The organism is Streptomyces sp. NPDC002566 (assembly GCF_042889585.1).
GTDB lineage: Bacteria > Actinomycetota > Actinomycetes > Streptomycetales > Streptomycetaceae > Streptomyces.
This window is the reverse complement of the sequence record NZ_JBIARD010000001.1, coordinates 849,853-866,253: the sequence shown is the minus strand read 5'-3', so window position 1 is coordinate 866,253 and position 16,401 is coordinate 849,853. Positions and strand designations below refer to the sequence as shown.

The following is a 16,401-nucleotide window of genomic DNA, read 5'->3' as shown; positions in this document are numbered from 1 at the left end:
TGCGTACGGCTGCTCTCACGGCGCCGGCCGGCCCGCCCTCACTCCCGGTTGCCGGAGACGGTCTCGCGCATCGCGCGCAGCGACTCCTTCAGCGAGCCCATGGTGGCGAGGACGGCGGTGGGCTCGTAGCCGCAGTGGGCCATGCAGTTGGCGCAGCGCGGGTCCTTGCCGCGGCCGTAGCGGTCCCAGTCGGTGTCCTCGACGAGCTCGCGGTACGTGGGCACGTATCCGTCGCTCATCAGGTAGCAGGGTCTCTGCCAGCCGAACAGGGAGTAGTTGGGGATCGCCCAGGCGGTGCAGGGGAAGTCGACCCTGCCTTCGAGGAAGTCCAGGAAGAGCGGGGAGTGGTTGAGCCGCCAGCGGCGCCGGTTGCCGCCCGCGAAGGCCTTCCTGAACAGCTCGCGGGTCTGTTCCACGCCGAGGAAGTGCTCCTGGTCGGGGGCCTTCTCGTAGGCGTAGGCGGGCGAGATCATCATCTCGTCGACCTTGAGGTCGTCGTTGAGGAAGTTGAGCACCTCGACGATGGTCTGCGGGGTGTCGGTGTTGAAGAACGTGGAGTTGGTGGTGACCCGGAAGCCGCGCCGCTTGGCCTCCTTGATCGCCGCCACGGCCTCGTCGAAGACGCCCTCCTTGGCCACCGACTCGTCGTGGCGTTCGCGCAGTCCGTCGATGTGCACGGCGAAGGCGAAGTAGGGGGACGGGGTGAACCGGTCGATCTTCTTGCGCAGCAGCATCGCGTTGGTGCAGAGGAAGACGTACTTCCGTCTCGCCACCAACTGCCGCACGATCTCGTCGATCTGAGGGTGCATCAGCGGCTCGCCGCCGGCGATGGAGACCATCGGGGCGCCGGATTCGAGCACCGCTCCCACGGCCTGGGCGACCGGCATGCGCTGCTTGAGCACGCCCGCCGGGTGCTGGATCTTCCCGCAGCCCTCGCACTTGAGGTTGCAGGCGAAGAGGGGCTCCAGCTCGACGATGAGCGGGAACTTGTCGCGTTTGCGGAGCTTTTGTTCAGCCAAGTATGTAGCGACCTTGATGGACTGGCGCAGCGGCATGGCCATCTGGCTCACCTCCGGGGGAGCAGCACGTTTCGGTGCCATTCGAAGAATGCAGGCAGGACGGAGCGAAGGACGCGGAAAGCCGATATTCCACCGCGCACCGTGCCGATCCGGACGAGTTCATGTTCAGGAGCGTCCACGACCACCCGGACGGCCGCAACCGGGCGCATCGAAGCGCGCAGGGCGCTCAGGAGCGTGGCCGCGGACTCCATGTCGGCGGCGATCGCGCCGGTGCCGAGCAGGTCGGAGCGCTCCGGGCCGCGCACCACGTGGTCGGAGCCGGTCAGCGGGCCGGTGTGGACGGTGCGGCCGGGCAGGGTGCGTGTGAGTTCCTTGACGAGCAGTTCGGTCCCCACGCACGCCACGGTGCCGCGCGGGTCGCGGGTCTCCTCGGCGACGACCAGGTCGCCGGGGTGCATTCCGGGGGCGAGTCCGGCGCAGAAGCCGGTGGCGATGACCGCCGCCCCGCCGAGCGGCGCGCCTGACAGGGCATGGGTGACGGAGCGTTCGGCCGCCTTCGGTCCCATCCCGGTGCGCAGGACGGTGACCGGCCCGCCGGCCCCGCCGCGGTCGCCCATGCGCAGGGCGAGGTGCTCGATGCCGAGGGCGCAGGCGATCAGCAGCGGGGCGGAGGCGGGCCGTGCGTTCATCAGCGCCCCTCGGCCTTCGCGGCCACCGTGCCGGCCGTGTCCTCGGCGGCCGCCCGGGCCGTCTTCTCGGCGAACGGCTCTCCGTGGACATAGCGGCCGAGCGCCGTCAGGGGGAACACCTGCCGGTAGAGGTGGTAGTTGATGGAGAAGTCCCAGGGGAAGCCGGTCCCGGTGAACTGCGGCTCGTCCCAGGAGCCGTCCTCCCGCTGGGTCGCGGCGAGCCAGTCCACGCCCCGCCGGACGGCCTCGGACTCGCGCTCCCCCGCCGCGAGCAGCGCCATCAGCGCCCAGGCGGTCTGGGAGGCGGTGGAGGCGCCCCGGCCGCTCCAGCGGGCCGGGTCCTCGTAGGAGCGCAGGTCCTCGCCCCAGCCGCCGTCGTCGTTCTGCACCCGCTCCAGCCAGGCCACCGCCCGCCGGATCGCCGGGTGCTGGGCGGGCATCCCGGCGGCGGTCAGCGCGGGCACCACCGAGCCGGTGCCGTAGATGTAGTTGACGCCCCAGCGCCCGAACCACGAGCCGTCCGGCTCCTGTTCGGCGAGCAGCCAGTCGACGCCGCGGCGGGTGCGCGGGTCGCCGGCGAGTCCCTCGACGGCCAGCATCTCCACGACGTGCGCGGTGACGTCGGCCGAGGGCGGGTCGATGACCTCGCCGAAGTCACAGAACGGCAGCCGGTTGGGGAAGGGGCTGGTGTTGTCGACGTCGAAGGCGCCCCAACCGCCGTCGCGGGACTGCATCCCGAGGTTCCAGCGCACTCCGCGCTCGACGGCCTTCTCCAGCCGCTGCGGGTCGTGGTGGCGGACCCGGCGCAGTGCGAGGACCACCTCGGCGGTGTCGTCCATGTCGGGGTAGTTGTCGTTGTGGAACTCGAACGCCCAGCCTCCGGGCGGGAGTTCGGGTCTGCGTACGGACCAGTCGCCGGGCCGTACGACCTGCTCGCCGAGCATCCAGTCGGCCGCCTTGACCAGTTGGGGGTGGTCGGCGGGCACCCCCGCGTCCGCCAGCGCGATCGTGGCGAGGCAGGTGTCCCACACGGGCGACTGGCAGGCCTCGATCATCCGGGCCCCGTCCTCGCGCCGGACCGCGTACCGGTCGAGGGACTCGAGGCCCGCCCGCATCACCGGGTGCTGGAGGTCGTAGCCGAGCAGGTGCAGGGCGATCACGGAGTACACGGCGGGCGGCTGGATGCCGCCCCAGCAGCCGTCGTTCTCCTGCCGTTCGATGATCCAGCGCGCGGCGGAGTTCAGGGCGGCGCGGCGCAGCCGGCGCACCGCGACCGTGCGGTAGGCGCGCACCACCTTGTCGAGGCGCTGGAAGAGGCCGTCCCAGGTGTGCAGCGGCGCCGGCGGCCGGGGCGGGTTGGGCCGGGCGGGGTCGGTGTGCAGCTCGTCGAGCGGGAAGGGCGCCGGGCGCACCGGGCGCTTGGCCGAGACGACGGTGAGCGGGACGATCGTCTGCCGTGCCCAGCAGCCGAAGTTGTAGATGCTGAGCGGGAACCACTTGGGGAAGTAGAGGAGTTCCGGGGGGAGTTCGGGCAGGTCCTCCCACTTCCACCAGCCGAACAGGGCGAGCCAGATCCGGGTGAAGACGCGGGCGGCGGCGATGCCGCCGTGCGCGCGGACCCAGGCGGAGGCTCTCGCCATGTGGGGCGCGTCGGGCGGGTCCCCGGCCAGGCGCAGGGCGACGTAGGCCTCGACGGTGGCGGAGAGTTCGCCGGGGCCGCCGTGGAAGGTGGCCCACGTCCCGTCCTCGCGTTGCTCGCCGCGGATGAAGAGGGCGGCGGCCCGGGTTGTCGACTCGTCGCGGATGCCCAGGAACTGACGGAGCAGCAGGTCCTCGGCGTCCATGCTGACGTTGGTCTCGAGGTCGCCCTTCCACCAGCCTTCGGCGTCTTGCCGGGCGAGCAGGAAGTCTCTGGCGCGCCGCATGGCGCGCTCGGCGGTCTGCTGTGCCCCGGCCGCCTCGGGGGTGTCGCTGTCGGTGTCGCTGGCCGCCGCGGCCCGGGGCGGCAGGGCCCCGGGGCTCGGGTCGGTCGTCGCTGTCATGGCTTCCCCTTCGTGCAGTGTGCATGGCGTTGCGTCTGCTGTGGGTCCGCCGTCGGCCGGTGCGTCTCTTCCCTCGACACCGGCCGGCGACTACGCGAGGGCTATTCGACCGATGGGGATCATCTCTTGCGCACGACGACGAAGTCGGCGAGCGCCGTGAACCGGTCCCGCACCTGCTCGGGCATGTCGACGGCGTTCAGCGCGTCGAGGGCGATCGTGTGCTGACGGCGCGCCTCCTCGGCGGTCCAGGCGCGTCCGCCGGCCTCCTCGATGAGGGCGGCGCGGGCCGCGAACTCCTCCTCGGAGAAGTTCTCGACGTCGCTGCTCTTGGCGTCGGCGGCGAGCATCTCGCCGAGCCGCTCGGAGGCGGGGCCGCCCGCGGCGAGCGCCGCCACGACCGGCAGGGACTTCTTGCGCTGGCGCAGGTCGCTCCAGGTCTGCTTGCCGGTGGAGACCGGGTCGCCCCAGATGCCGAGGAGGTCGTCGATGGCCTGGAAGGCGAGGCCGAGGTGGTAGCCGTAGCGCTCCAGGGCGTCGGCGGTGGGGTCGTCGGCGCCGCCGAGCACGGCGCCGACGGAGCTGGCGCAGGCCAGCAGCGCGCCGGTCTTGTTGCCTTCCATCTCCAGGCACTCCTCGACGCTGACCCGGTCGCGGTGCTCGTAGGAGATGTCCTGCGCCTGACCGTCGATCAGGGCGCGGGTGGCGGTGGTCAGCCGCCGGGTGGCCCGTGCGGCCTCGGCCGTGCCGAGCTCCAGCAGGACCTCGCCGGCGAGGGCGAACAGGGCGTCGCCGACCAGGATCGCCTGGGCGGGGCCGTGCACCTTCCAGACGGTGTCGCGGTGCCGGCGCTGCTCGTCGCCGTCCATCAGGTCGTCGTGCAGGAGCGAGAAGTTGTGCACCAGCTCCACGGCGACGGCGCCGGGCACGCCCACCTCGGGGCGGGCGCCGGCGACCTCCGCGGAGAGCACCGCGAGCGCGGGACGCACGGCCTTGCCGCCGTCGCCTTCGGTCGGGTTGCCCTGGGCGTCGATCCAGCCGAAGTGGTAGGCGGCGACGGTGTCCATGGGGGCCGCCAGCCGGTCGACGGCCGCCCGCAGCACCGGTGTCGCCAGGGTCCGGCCGCGCTCGAGGAGCGCGGCGACGTCCACCGCGGTCTTACGAGCGGCCGTCGTGGCCGTGGGCACAGGGGGCACGGTTTCTCCTCTTGTCGCGGTGCCGGAGGGGGTGCGGGAATGTGCCGAGCCGTGCTGATCTCGTTCGAGCGTCATGCGGCCTCCTCGATGGCGAAGAGGTGGCGGGGGCGGGACCGGCCGAGGGCGCCGAGCGCGGCGTCCGCCGCGCCGACGCCGCTGCGGACCGCACTCTCCATGGTCGCGGGCCACCCTGTGGCGGTCCACGCTCCGGCCAGATACAGGCCGGACGCCTTGGTGCGGGCGCCGGGCCGCAGACGCCCGACGCCGGGGGCGGGGGCGAACGTGGCCGTGCGCTCCCGGGTCACGAAGAAGTCGTTCACGCGTGCGCCGCGGGCACGGGGCAGGAGCCGCTCCAGCTCGGGCAGGTAGCGCTCGCGCAAGGCTGCGACGGGCTCGTCGATCTCGTCCTGCGCGGCCGACTGCGACAGCGCGAGGTACTGCCCCTCGCGCAGCCCGGAGGCTTCGGTGCGGTCGAAGACCCACTGCACGGGCGTGCCGAGCGCGGCGAGGAACGGCGCGGCGAGGACCTCGCGGTCGTAGACGACGTGCACGTTGAGGATCGGGGCGACACCGATGTCCAGCAGCCGCTCGGGGGCGTCGAGCGCCCCTTCCGGCAGCAGGTCGTAGGTCTCGCGCTGGGGTACGGCGAGGACGACGGCGTCGGCGCTCAGCGTGCCGTCGGCCGTCCGCACGGTCCAGCCGCCCTGGCCGGCCGGGGAGACGGAGGTGACGCGGGCGCGGACCTCGGTGCGCACGCCGGCCGCGGCGAGCGCCTCGCGGGCCAGCCCGTCGTGCAGGTCGCCCAGCGGGACGCGCGCCCAGCCGATGTCGGCGGCGCCCGGTTCGGACAGCAGGCCGGTCTTGAAGACCATCGCGGCGAGCTGGAGGGAGGCGTCGCGGGCGACGGCGTTGAGGGTGGCGACGCCGACCAGGTCCCACAGGGCCTCGACGGCGCGCGGGGACTGGCCGTGCGCGGCGAGCCAGCCGCCGAAGTCCTGGTCGTCCAGGGCGGGATCGGCGGGGTCGAGCCGCTTGAGGGCGAGCGCGGCCCGGCCGACGCGGGCGCGTTCGGCGAGCGAGAGGTGCGGGTAGGCGGCGAGGCCGCGGCCCAGGTGAAGGGGGACGGGCAGGGCGTCGCGGCGCAGCCTGCCGAGCCGTCGCCCCTCGGGCCGCGCCAGGTCGAGAACGGGCACGTCGAGACGTTCCTGCAGGGGCGCGAGCGCCGTCGCGCCGATGCGGTCGAGGAACCAGCGGTAGGCGGTGCAGCAGCGCAGGTAGACGTGCTGGCCGTTGTCGACGGTGAGGTCGCCGCGCCGGAAGGAGAAGGCGAGGCCGCCCAGCCGGGGCCGGCCTTCGAGCAGGGTGACGCGGACGCCGGCGTCGGCGAGCGCGAGCGCGGCGGTCACCCCGGCGAGCCCGCCGCCGACCACGACCGCCTCGTGCGGCGCGTCCGGGCGGGGACGGCGCAGCGCATCGTCGCTCATCGTGCCCCCTCCCCCGCACGTCCGCCGTGACGTGCCCGCCCGCGGCGGGCCGTCGCAGTCAGGGACGCCGCGGCGCGCCGGAGGGTTGCGTGCCGCCGCATCCGGGTCGCCTCGCCGCGGTCCGGCGCGCCGCCCGTCACAGCGGCCTCCTGACGGTCAGCCGGGACGCGTGGCGGGCGTCCAGGCCGGACAGTCCGCGCACGGCGACGTACGCCTTCTCGCGGCCGGGAAGGGAGACCCGGCCGCGCAGCACCGCCTCGGGGTCGCGTTCGATGCGGTCCAGCAGGCGGCGGTAGATGCCGGCCATCGCCGCGACGCACGCGCCGCTGCGCCGGTCGAGCAGGGGCAGCAGGCGGTAGCCCTCGGCGAAGAGGGCGCGGGCGCGCCGTACTTCGAAGTGCACGAGGCCCGCGAAGTCGGAGCCCTCCGGCGGCGTCGGCCCGTCGAACCCGGCCGAGCAGCCGAACTTGGCGAGGTCGTCGGAAGGCAGGTAGGTCCGGCCGCCCGCGGCGTCCTCGCGGACGTCCCTGAGGATGTTGGTGAGCTGGAGGGCGAGCCCGAGGGTGTCGGCGTACTCCGGCGCGCGTTCGGCGCCGCGTGCCCCCGGTTCGGTGCCGAACACGCCGAGCGAGAGGCGTCCGATGGCGCCCGCGACGCACCGGCAGTACGCCTTCAGGTCGTCCCAGGTCTCGTAGGTCTCGCCGCGGACGTCCATCAGGACGCCGTCGATCAGCTCGTCCAGGCCGCCGAGCGGGATCGGGAAGACCCGCGCGGCGTGCGTGAGGGCGACGGCCACGGGGTCGGTGTCGTCCTCCTCCACCTCGCCCTCGCGGACGCGGGTGAGCAGCGCGCGGGTGTCCTCCAGCCGGGCGGCCTTGACGTCGTCGTCGAGCGGGCCGTCGCCGATGTCGTCGACCCGGCGGGAGAACGCGTACAGCGCCGACATCGCGCGCCGCTTCGGCGTGGGCAGCAGCCGGATGCCGTAGGCGAAGTTGCGGGCCTGCTGCCCGGTGACCGCCTCGCAGTAGCCGTAGGCGGCGAGTACCGGTGCCGACGCGTGTGGCGCGGAGTCCACTGCCTGGCTCACCCCTCTCCTCGCAGGGTCGCGCCCGTCTCGCGCAGCAGCCGGAGTCGGCCGGGGCGGGGCGGGCCGGGAAGGACGTCGTACTGGGCGGCGGCGATCGCGTGGAGCGCCGCCCTCCCTCCGGCCACGAACCCGGCGAGCAGCAGCCTGAGCCTGCCGTGGACGCTGTGCACGAGCGGGGCGCCCTCGGCGAGGAGGTCGTGGGCGCGCTGGGCCTCGAAGGCGATCAGGGCGCGCACCGAGGCGCCGGCGGTGGGCGCGGCGAGGTCCGCCTCCTGGACGTGGAAGCGCTTCATGTCGGCGGCGGGCAGGTAGACGCGGTCGCGGTCGAGGTCCTCGGCCACGTCCTGGAGGTGCTCGACGATCTGCAGCGCGGTGCAGATCGCGTCGGAGCGGCGGATCCGCTCGGGGGTCGCGGTGCCGGTGACGGCGAGGACGAGCCGGCCCACGGGGTTGGCGGACAGCTCGCAGTAGGCGAGGAGGTCGTCGTAGGTCTCGTAGCGCGTGACGAGCTGGTCGCGGCGGTTGGCGGCGATCAGGCCGAGGAAGGGCTCGGGGGTGAGCTGCCGGCGGCGGACGACGGGCTGGAGGCGGCGCAGCAGCGGGTGGTGCGGGGCGCCGTCGAAGACGCGGCGCAGGTCGGCCTCGAAGGCGTCCAGCAGGGCCGGCCGGTCGTCGGCGTCCGCGTCGTCGACGCCGAGCAGACGGGCGTCGGCGCCGCCCGGGGCCAGGTCGCCGTCGCCGATGTCGTCGACGAGACGGGCGAAGCCGTAGACGGCCATGAGGTCGTCGCGCCAGGCGCGCGGAAGGAAGAAGGGGGCCACGGGGAAGTTCTCGTCCGCGGCCTTGGCGAGGGTGTCGCGCTCCGGGTGCCCGGTGCGCGACGCGGTCGGCGCCGTCACCGTCGGCTGCCCCGGACGGGAACGGCACGTGCTGCGCTGAGCTGGGGAGTTTCCGTAGCCATTGCCGTCACATCTCCCGTTCTACACCGACAACCCGATACCCACTATTTCGGACACGCCGCCCAGCCGCCGCACGGCGGCCCGCGTGAGGATGTCGCGCCTTATCGCCACACTTGCACGTGTTTCGGGACCGGTACAGCTTACGTTGTACAACGCCGTACGGTTCGCGGGGGTGTCCCGCAGATCACAACAACACACCGATCGGCGTCAAGCATCCTGCGGCGCACCGGAGTTGACGCTTCCTTTGCAGACGCCGGGCCCCGCCGGGCAGGTTCCGGCGGGGCCCTGACGGACCGGCGGCTATTTGGCCGTGAACTTCTCGTACTCCTTGAGGACCTCTTCGGTCGGACCGTCCAGGCGCAGTTCGCCGCGCTCCAGCCAGAGCACGCGGTCGCAGGTGTCCCGGATCGACTTGTTGCTGTGGCTGACGAGGAACACCGTGCCGGCCTCCTTGCGCAGCTCCCGGATGCGTTCCTCGGAGCGCAGCTGGAACTTGCGGTCGCCGGTGGCCAGCGCCTCGTCGATCATGAGGACGTCGTGGTCCTTCGCGGCGGCGATGGAGAACCGCAGCCGGGCCTGCATGCCGGAGGAGTAGGTGCGCATCGGCAGCGTGATGAAGTCGCCCTTCTCGTTGATGCCGGAGAAGTCGACGATGCCCTGGTAGCGCTCCTTGATCTGCTCCCGGGACATGCCCATGGCCAGACCGCCGAGGATGACGTTGCGCTCACCGGTGAGGTCGTTCATCAGGGCCGCGTTGACACCGAGCAGCGAGGGCTGGCCGTCGGTGTAGACCTTGCCCCGCTCGGGCGGCAGCAGTCCGGCGATGGCCCGCAGCAGCGTGGACTTGCCGGAGCCGTTGGAGCCGATGAGGCCGATGGCCTCGCCCCGGTGCGCGACGAAGGAGACGCCCCGCACCGCGTGCACCTTGCGCACACCGCGTTCCTCACCCCGCCTGAGGATGCGGCTCAGCGCCGCGGTGGCGCTGCCCTTGCCGGTCTTCGCGCCGTTGACGCGGTAGACGATGTGCACGTCGTCGGCGATGACGGTGGGGACCCGCTCGCCCGGAGCCCGCTCAGCCACGGCCATACCTCTCCTCCGCCTTCCAGAAGTACACGAAGCCGCCGACGGCGAACAGCACCGCCCAGCCGCACGCGATCGCCCACACGTGGTCCGGCAGGTACCGGCTGCCGTACTCGTCGATGAGCGCGAAGCGCATCAGGTCCATGTAGACGGCGGCCGGGTTCCACTGCAGCAGGGTCGACAGCCACTGCGGACGGTCGGCGAGGAAGACCGGGATGGAGAACATCACGCCGGACGCGTACATCCACGTCCGCATCACGAACGGCATGAGCTGCGCGAGGTCGGGGGTCTTCGCTCCGGCCCGGGCGAAGATCAGCGCCAGACCGGTGTTGAAGCAGAACTGCAGCAGGAGCGTGGGCACGATCAGCGCCCAGGACGCGGACGGGTAGCTGCCGAAGGCGATCGCGACCAGGAAGAGCACGACCATCGAGTACAGCAGCTGCTGGAGCTGCTGGAGGGCGAAGGAGACGGGCAGGGAGGCGCGCGGGAAGTGCAGGGCGCGCACCAGGCCGAGGTTGCCGGAGATCGCGCGCACGCCGCTCATGACCGAGCTCTGCGTGAAGGTGAAGACGAAGACGCCCGTGACCAGGAACGGGATGTAGACGTCGCGGGGCATGCCTCTGCCGGCGTCGAGGATCACGCCGAAGATGAAGAAGTAGACGCCCGCGTTGAGCAGCGGGGTGGCGACCTGCCACAGCTGCCCCAGCTTGGCCTGGCTGTACTGCGCGGTCAGCTTCGCCTGGGAGAAGGCCAGGATGAAGTGCCGGCGCCCCCACAGCTGCCGGACGTACTCCCGCAGCCGGGGCCGCGCACCGCTCACGGCCAGCCCGTACTTGGCGGCCAGTTGCGCCGCCGTGAGGCCCTCGTCGGGCGACGGGGGCGCGCTCACCGCGACTCCGCCGTCATGCGTTGTCTCACTCACAGGTCGGAAACTTTCGTCTTCGGGGCGCCCGGCCGGAAGGGGGCCGGGCAACAGCCGTGGGGCCGCGGCAGGCTCCGGGGCCCTCGGATGGAGCTTGTCAGATGACCGGGAGGACGGCCCAGCCGGCCTGGTCGGACGACGGGGGACGGCTCGGCCTGCCTGGCCGGACGACGGGGGCCGGGCCGGGCCGGCCGGGTCAGATGACGGGGGGCCGGCCCAGCCGGGTCAGCCGCCACACCGTACGCCACTTCATCGGCCGGCGCGGTCCGCACGGGGTGGCCCAGCCTTCGCGGAAGCCGCCGAACCAGGCCTTGAGCGCGGGCCCCGAGGGGCGGCGCAGCAGGGTCAGCAGCAGCCACACCCCGAGGTACACCGGGACCAGCGGCGCGGGCAGGTTGCGGCGGGCCAGCCAGACGCGGTTGCGGGCGACCATGCGGTGGTAGACCGCGTGCCGCGAGGGCGCGGTCGTCGGGTGGTACAGCACCATGTCGGACCGGTAGTCGATCATCCAGCCCGCGTCGAGGGCCCGCCATGCGAGGTCGGTTTCCTCGTGCGCGTAGAAGAACTCGTCCGGGAGCACGCCGGCCTCGGCGAAGACCCGGGTGCGTACGGCGTTGGCGCCGCCGAGGAAGGTGGTGACCCGGGAGGAGCGCATCGGGTCCGAGGCGCGCAGCCGGGGCACGTGGCGGCGCTGGGTGACGCCGGTCTCCGGGTCGGCGATGCGGAAGCTGACGATGCCGAGCTTGGGGTCGGCGGCGAAGGCCTGCCGGCACAGCTCGGCGGTGTCGCGCCGGGCCAGCAGTCCGTCGTCGTCCAGGAAGAGGAGGATGTCGACGTCGCGGCCGCTGGGCCCGAAGGCCTCGATGCCGACGTTGCGCCCGCCGGGGATGCCGAGGTTCTCCGGCAGCTCGACGGTGCGCACGCCCTCGGGGACCTCCGGGACGGGCGAGCCGTTGCCGACCACGACCACCTCGACCCGGTCGCCGTCCTGCCCGGCGACCGAGTCGATCAGCGCGCGCAGCTCCTCGGGGCGGTTGCCCATCGTGATGACGACCGCGCCGACCTTCAGCGGCGCGCTCACTTCAGCCTGCTCGACGCGAGGATGGACACCAGGTGCAGCACCGTCTGGAGCAGCGCGATGCCGGCCAGCACGGCGACGCCGAGCCGGGAGAAGAACAGGTCGCCGCGGACCTGGTCCACGATCGCGAGGACCACGATCAGCAGGGACGCCTCGATGCCCAGGATCAGCCGGTGGAACTTGAGCGCGGCGGCGGCCTTGCGGGCCAGCGCCATGCCGGAGGAGCGCGGTTCGGACGCCGCCTCCTTGACCGGCGGCAGCCCGCCCTGGTGCCGGGCGACGCCGACCAGGTCCGTCTCGGCCTTGATCAGGATCGCGCCGAGCGCGGCCAGGGTGCCGAGGAACGCCCACAGCCAGTCGATACGGCCGCTGCCCCACAGGTCGGCGGCGCGCAGTCCGAAGCCGACGAGGACGGCGGCGTCGGTGAGGTAGGCCCCGACCCGGTCCAGGTAGACGCCGGCGAGCGAGTACTGCTTCTTCCAGCGCGCGATCTCGCCGTCGACGCAGTCCAGCAGCAGGTACATCTGGACGCACACCACGCCGAGCACGGCGCCCCAGATCCCCGGCACCAGCAGTGCCGGGGCGGCGAGGACGCCGAAGACGGTCATCAGGTACGTGAGCTGGTTGGGCGTGACCCTGGTGTTGACCAGGTAGCGGTCGACCCGCAGGGACACCTCGCGCATGTAGAGGCGTCCCATCCAGTGCTCACCGCTGCGCCGGTCCTTCACCCCCGGAGGGTGGACGACCGGTCTGAGTTCAGCTACCGATGGCCTTGACATAGTCGGCGTAGGTGTCCTTGATCTGTTCGGGGGTGAGGGCGAGGTGTTCGAGGATGGTGTACCGGCCGGGGCGGGTCTCCGGGGCGTACTCGACCGCGCGGACGAACTCCTCCACGGTGAAGCCGATCTCCTGCGCGAGCACCGGCAGCCCGTGCCGGCGCAGCACCCACGCCATGTGGGCGGACTCCTCGTGCGCGCCGCGCAGGTACATCGCGAAGGCCGCGCCCAGTCCGCACTGCTCGCCGTGGGCCGCGGCCCGGGTGGGGAAGAGCAGGTCGAAGGCGTGGTTGATCTCGTGGCAGGCGCCCGAGGAGGGCCGCGAGTCACCCGAGACGGACATCGCGATGCCGCTGAGGACCAGCGCCTCGGCGAGCACCTGGAGGAAACCGGTGTCGCCGATCCCGCCCGGGTGCCGCAGCACCGCCTCGCCTGCCTGGCGGGCGATCGCCGCGGCCAGACCGTCGATCTTCTCGCCCTTGACCCGGTTGGCCAGCTCCCAGTCGGCGATCGCGGAGATGTTGGAGACCGCGTCGCCGATCCCGGCCCGCACGAACTTGGCCGGCGCCTGGGCGATCACGTCCAGGTCGATCACGACCGCGATCGGGTTGGGCACGCCGTACGAACCGCGGCCGGCGTCGTTGTCCAGCGTCGCCACCGGCGAGCACAGTCCGTCGTGCGCGAGGTTGGTCGGCACCGCCACCAGGGGCAGCCCGACGCGCGCGGCGGCGAACTTCGCACAGTCGATGATCTTGCCGCCGCCCAGTCCGACGACCGCCTCGAACCGGCCGGCCCGCATCTCGGCGGCGAGCCGCACCGCGTCGTCCAGCGTGCCGCCGCCGACCTCGAACCATGTGGCGCCCGGCATCGAGCCGGCCAGCCGCTCCCGCAGCCGCGCGCCCGAACCGCCGCTGACCGCCACGGCCAGCCGGCCCGAGCGGGAGATCCGCTCGTCGGCCAGCACGCCCGCCAGGTCGTCCAGCGCGCCCGCGCGGATGTCGACGACGACGGGCGAGGGAATCAACCGCGTCAGTACCGGCACGCGATCTCCCTGCCCCGTGCGAGGTCGTCGTGGTTGTCGATCTCGACCCACGACACGTCGCCGATCGGGGCCACGTCGATGCGGAAGCCCCGGTCCACCAGCTCCTGGTAGCCGTGCTCGTAGAACTGCTGCGGGTCGGCGTTCCACACGGTGTGCAGCGCGTCCGCCAGCTCGGCCGCCGCGTCGCCCTCGATGAGGGTCACGCCGATGTACTCGCCGCTCGCCTCCGCGGGGTCCATCAGCTTCGTGATCTTCGTCATCCCCCGCTCGGGGTCGACGACGACCTTCATCTCCTCGTCCGCGAGCTTCTTCACGGTGTCGACGGCGAGGATGATCTTCTTGCCGTCGCCGCGGGCGGCGAGCAGCGTCTTCTCCACCGACACCGGGTGCACGGTGTCACCGTTGGCGAGGATCACACCGTCGCGCAGCGCGTCCCGGCCACACCACAGCGAGTAGGCGTTGTTCCACTCCTCCGCCTTGTCGTTGTCGATCAGCGTGATCTTCAGCCCGTACTTGGCCTCCAGCGCGGCACGCCGCTCGTACACCGCCTCCTTGCGGTACCCCACGATGACGGCGACCTCGGTCAGGCCGATCTCCGCGAAGTTGCCCAGCGTCAGGTCCAGCACCGTGGGCCCGTCGGCTTCGCCCTCGGGTCCCACCGGCACCAGCGCCTTGGGCAGGGTGTCGGTATAGGGACGCAGACGCCGTCCGGCGCCGGCGGCCAGCACGAGGCCGATCATGCGGGTTCTCCTTCGTCGTGTACGGCGGGCGCGCCACCCAGATGAGCGGCCACCCAGAAGCGGATGCTCTCGGTGAGCACCAGCAGGGCCACGGCCACGGCGAGGGCCGTGAACGCGACCGTGAACTGCGCGGCGGTGAGCAGCGCGGCCAGGACGGTGACGAGCAGCGTCCGTCCTTCGTGTCCCCCTGCGGCGCGCACCAGCCAGGCCGGTGGCGGCGCTCCGGTGTCTCCCCAGTTGCGGTACACCGTGTCGTAGTGATGGTAGGCGACGGCGGCCACCAGCCCGAAAGCCGCAGGCAGCGCTCCGTCCACGTCCGACCTGGCGGCCAGGAGGAGGACGGCGCCGTACTCGGCCGCGCGGAAGACCGGGACGACCAGCCAGTCCAGGGAGCCCGTCAGGGGGCGGGCGACGGCGACGGCGGAGCACAGGACGTACACGCCGGCCGCCGGGACGACCCACCAGCCGGGCCCCTGGAGCCAGGCGACGGTGAGAAGGACCACGGCTCCGGCGAGGGCGCCGAGCGGCGCGAGGCGGGGGACGGCGGGGACGCGTCCGCGCAGGCCGCGGGCGAGCAGTTCGGCGAGCGGTCCGCTGTCGGCGAGGGCGGCGAGCGAGCGCGCCTCCCGCTCGGTCGACGCCGTCCGGCGGCGGAGCGAGCGCAGCACCCGCCCGGCCGTGGTGTACAGGGCGGCGAAGGCGGAGCCGGCCAGCAGCGCGTAGAACGTGATGCGCGGGGTGGTCACGGCGGTGAGGACGGCGATCATGGCCCAGCGTTCGCCGATGGGCAGCACGATGATCCGGCGCGCCCAGACGGTCCAGCCGACGCGGGCCGGCCGGTCGGTGGGGGCGGGGGCGTCGGTGCCGGTGCCGGTCGTGCCGGCGGTCTTCGCGGCGGCGGTCTTTGCGGCGGCGGTCGCGGCTGCGCGGGCGGCGTCGCGTTCGGCTTCGTGGTAGGCGAAGTCGACGACGTGCCGGCAGGTCTGGAGCACCATGGCGGCCAGCGCGAGCGCCCATACGTCGTCGCCGTCGCGGGCCGCGCCGAGAGCGAGGCCGGCATAGAACGCGTACTCCTTGGCCCGGTCGAAGGTGGCGTCGAGCCAGGCGCCGAGGGTGGAGTACTGCAGCGAGTAGCGAGCGAGCTGGCCGTCCGTGCAGTCGAGGACGAAGGACAGGATCAGCAGCACGCCGGCTGCCACGAACCCGCCCCGGGTGCCGGTGGCCGCGCTGCCGGCCGCGATCAGCGCGGTGATCAGCGAGGCGGTGGTGACCTGGTTCGGGGTGAGGCCCCGGCGGGCGCACCAGCGGGCGATGTAGCGCGAGTAGGGGCTGACGAAGTAGGTGGTGAAGAAGCCGTCGCCGGCCTTCACGGCCGACTTCAGGCGTACGGCCTCGTCGTCGACGGCGCTGACGGCCTGCCGTGCCTCGGCGCGGGCCTGCGGGTCGGCGGGGACGGCGGCGACCAGGCTGCCCAGCTCGGGACGGTGGACGGCGGCGCCGTCGGCGTCCAGCGCGGTGACGACACGGTCGGCCACGCCCGCGAGGCTGCCGACGGCGAGGGCGGCCCCGCCGGCGGCGGAGTGCTCCCGGGCCATCGCGCGGGTCAGGGCCTGGCGGCCGTCGGGCTGCGCGGTGAGGGCGCCCGGGATCGCCGCGAGCGGGTAGCGGGGGTCGGTCAGGCCGAGGCGCAACGCGTGCGTGTGGCCTATGAAGCGGCTGTCGACGAGGGCGACGCGCTGGTCACCGGGCACCTCGGCGAGGAGTGTCTCCGCCTCGGCGGCGTCGGCGGCGGTCCGGACGTCGAAGCCGAGGGACCGCAGGTCGCCCTCGATCGACGATCCCGGAACCGGCTGACCGGTGAGGATGGCGGTCGGCAACCGAACTCACTCCCTGGTTCCCGGCGCGCCCGCGCCGGTCGTGTGCATGGTGGGGGACGCCCCTTGGCTGCACCAGGCGGGCGGCATGTCGGCAGAGGCTATCGGATACCCGGAAAGCGGTGCTCACCGGCCGTTCAGCCGCACTGGACGCACCGAGATCATCCCGGGTCATCTTGGGGGATCGACACCCCGCCCGACAAACCGCGCCCGGCTCCCGGCCGTTCGACGCCCGAGGACCGGTTCCGTGCGGGCGGGCCGACGAGGGCCGTGCGGCGCTGGACGGCGGGCCCGTGCGGCCCATGGCGGCGGGCCGGTGCGGCGCTCGACGGCGGGCCGGTGCAGCCTATGACGGCGGGCCCGTGCGGCCCATGGCGGCGGGCCGGTGCGGCGCCCTACGGCGGGCCCGAGCGGCC

The 16,401-nt window shown here is 73.1% G+C and carries 15 protein-coding genes; all 15 read right to left on the bottom strand.

The annotated features are described in order from the left end of the window. Positions 1–38 precede the first annotated feature (38 nt). The gene (hpnH, locus tag ACFYXA_RS03715) at positions 39–1,061 is read right to left on the bottom strand and encodes an adenosyl-hopene transferase HpnH (protein WP_352248197.1); all 1,023 of its coding nucleotides are present in this window, start codon (positions 1,059–1,061) and stop codon (positions 39–41) included. Positions 1,062–1,066: 5 nt separating this feature from the next. Next, positions 1,067–1,708, bottom strand: a complete 642-nt coding sequence (locus ACFYXA_RS03710) for a 1-hydroxy-2-methyl-2-butenyl 4-diphosphate reductase (protein WP_352248195.1) — start codon at positions 1,706–1,708, stop codon at positions 1,067–1,069. Further along, positions 1,708–3,750, bottom strand: a complete 2,043-nt coding sequence (gene shc / locus ACFYXA_RS03705) for a squalene--hopene cyclase (protein ID WP_352248193.1) — start codon at positions 3,748–3,750, stop codon at positions 1,708–1,710. The genes ACFYXA_RS03710 and shc overlap by 1 nt, the downstream gene beginning before the upstream one ends. A 119-nt stretch (positions 3,751–3,869) precedes the next feature. Then, on the bottom strand, positions 3,870–4,934 hold the full coding sequence (locus ACFYXA_RS03700) for a polyprenyl synthetase family protein (RefSeq protein ID WP_389029046.1): 1,065 nt from the start codon (positions 4,932–4,934) through the stop codon (positions 3,870–3,872). A gap of 80 nt (positions 4,935–5,014) precedes the next feature. After that, complete coding sequence (gene hpnE, locus ACFYXA_RS03695) at positions 5,015–6,427, bottom strand: hydroxysqualene dehydroxylase HpnE (protein WP_389027873.1); 1,413 nt, start codon at positions 6,425–6,427, stop codon at positions 5,015–5,017. Next, a complete protein-coding gene (locus tag ACFYXA_RS03690) occupies positions 6,424–6,528 on the bottom strand; it encodes a DUF6380 family protein (protein ID WP_389029043.1) in 105 nt (34 codons plus the stop codon). The genes hpnE and ACFYXA_RS03690 overlap by 4 nt, the downstream gene beginning before the upstream one ends. Positions 6,529–6,563: 35 nt before the next feature. Continuing rightward, positions 6,564–7,514: a presqualene diphosphate synthase HpnD gene (gene hpnD, locus ACFYXA_RS03685; protein WP_389027871.1), complete on the bottom strand. Its 951-nt coding sequence runs from the start codon at positions 7,512–7,514 to the stop codon at positions 6,564–6,566. Next, positions 7,511–8,413, bottom strand: a complete 903-nt coding sequence (hpnC, locus tag ACFYXA_RS03680; RefSeq protein ID WP_352248187.1) for a squalene synthase HpnC — start codon at positions 8,411–8,413, stop codon at positions 7,511–7,513. Before hpnC ends, hpnD begins: the two co-directional genes overlap by 4 nt. A gap of 360 nt (positions 8,414–8,773) precedes the next feature. Further along, entirely contained in the window at positions 8,774–9,559 is a 786-nt protein-coding gene (locus ACFYXA_RS03675) for an ABC transporter ATP-binding protein (RefSeq protein ID WP_388483091.1), read from the bottom strand. Further along, the gene (locus ACFYXA_RS03670) at positions 9,546–10,475 is read right to left on the bottom strand and encodes an ABC transporter permease (RefSeq protein WP_351097143.1); all 930 of its coding nucleotides are present in this window, start codon (positions 10,473–10,475) and stop codon (positions 9,546–9,548) included. The genes ACFYXA_RS03675 and ACFYXA_RS03670 overlap by 14 nt, the downstream gene beginning before the upstream one ends. 196 nt (positions 10,476–10,671) lie before the next feature. Beyond that, the gene (locus ACFYXA_RS03665; protein WP_130437614.1) at positions 10,672–11,556 is read right to left on the bottom strand and encodes a glycosyltransferase family 2 protein; all 885 of its coding nucleotides are present in this window, start codon (positions 11,554–11,556) and stop codon (positions 10,672–10,674) included. Next, entirely contained in the window at positions 11,553–12,332 is a 780-nt protein-coding gene (locus tag ACFYXA_RS03660) for a CDP-alcohol phosphatidyltransferase family protein (protein ID WP_352248184.1), read from the bottom strand. The genes ACFYXA_RS03665 and ACFYXA_RS03660 overlap by 4 nt, the downstream gene beginning before the upstream one ends. Continuing rightward, positions 12,310–13,371 (bottom strand): iron-containing alcohol dehydrogenase family protein, encoded by a 1,062-nt coding sequence (locus tag ACFYXA_RS03655; protein ID WP_351097139.1) that lies wholly within the window; start codon positions 13,369–13,371, stop codon positions 12,310–12,312. The genes ACFYXA_RS03660 and ACFYXA_RS03655 overlap by 23 nt, the downstream gene beginning before the upstream one ends. After that, a complete protein-coding gene (locus ACFYXA_RS03650; protein ID WP_130437617.1) occupies positions 13,359–14,111 on the bottom strand; it encodes a sugar phosphate nucleotidyltransferase in 753 nt (250 codons plus the stop codon). The genes ACFYXA_RS03655 and ACFYXA_RS03650 overlap by 13 nt, the downstream gene beginning before the upstream one ends. Beyond that, positions 14,108–15,988 (bottom strand): DUF5941 domain-containing protein, encoded by a 1,881-nt coding sequence (locus ACFYXA_RS03645; RefSeq protein ID WP_389027866.1) that lies wholly within the window; start codon positions 15,986–15,988, stop codon positions 14,108–14,110. Before ACFYXA_RS03645 ends, ACFYXA_RS03650 begins: the two co-directional genes overlap by 4 nt. Positions 15,989–16,401: the final 413 nt, after the last annotated feature.